Source organism: Thermomonas alba (genome assembly GCF_022419205.1).
Lineage (GTDB): Bacteria > Pseudomonadota > Gammaproteobacteria > Xanthomonadales > Xanthomonadaceae > Thermomonas > Thermomonas alba.
In genome coordinates, this window is the sequence record NZ_JAJOZU010000041.1 from 1 (window position 1) to 589 (window position 589).

At 61.8% G+C, this 589-nt stretch carries 1 protein-coding gene and 1 pseudogene; both read left to right on the forward strand.

The features are described 5' to 3' along the window. Positions 1-182: pseudogene (locus tag ML342_RS11640) on the forward strand (hypothetical protein); the annotation flags it as partial. An 11-nt stretch (positions 183-193) separates the two neighbouring features. Then, a partial coding sequence (locus ML342_RS11645) for a PilW family protein (RefSeq protein ID WP_338065008.1) occupies positions 194-589 on the forward strand: 396 nt, incomplete at its 3' end.

A 589-nucleotide genomic window follows, 5' to 3' on the forward strand; every position in this document is an offset into this window, starting at 1 on the left:
CGCCATCGCAGCGCTGGATCAACAGCATCAAAGACACCATCGGCCCAGACGCCAGCACATGCGGGCAGATCGCGTGCAGCGGCCGCACATGCACCGTCTCCATTTTCTGGAACGACGAGCGGGCAAGTGGCGACCGAACAGCTCTGCGCGATTTCGCTTACGTTGCCCGCGCGACGTTTTGAGGGAGGCATTCGTGCCGCAACATGGTCTTTATCCGCACCAAGCGAACGGCACCCGTCGTTGCCGTCGGGGCCTGAGTGGGTTTTCTCTCGTTGAGCTCATGGTGGCTCTCGCAATCGGGGTTTTCCTCTTGCTCGTGCTCACCGGATACTTTCTCTCCCAACGCGAGACAGCCCGACTGACCCGCGATCTCTCGTTTCAGCAGGAGAACGTGCGTGTCGCCTACGAACTGCTGGCGCGCGACATCCGCGAAGCACGGTACACGCCTTGTGGCATGACCACAATGCCCCCAGGCATCAACTCCGGGGCGCTACACACCACCCTGACGACGCCCTTGGAGGTGATTGATGCCCCAAGCCAACTGCCTGACCCGTTCACCAGCTACAACTCCGGCAACCCGCGCCGTTCG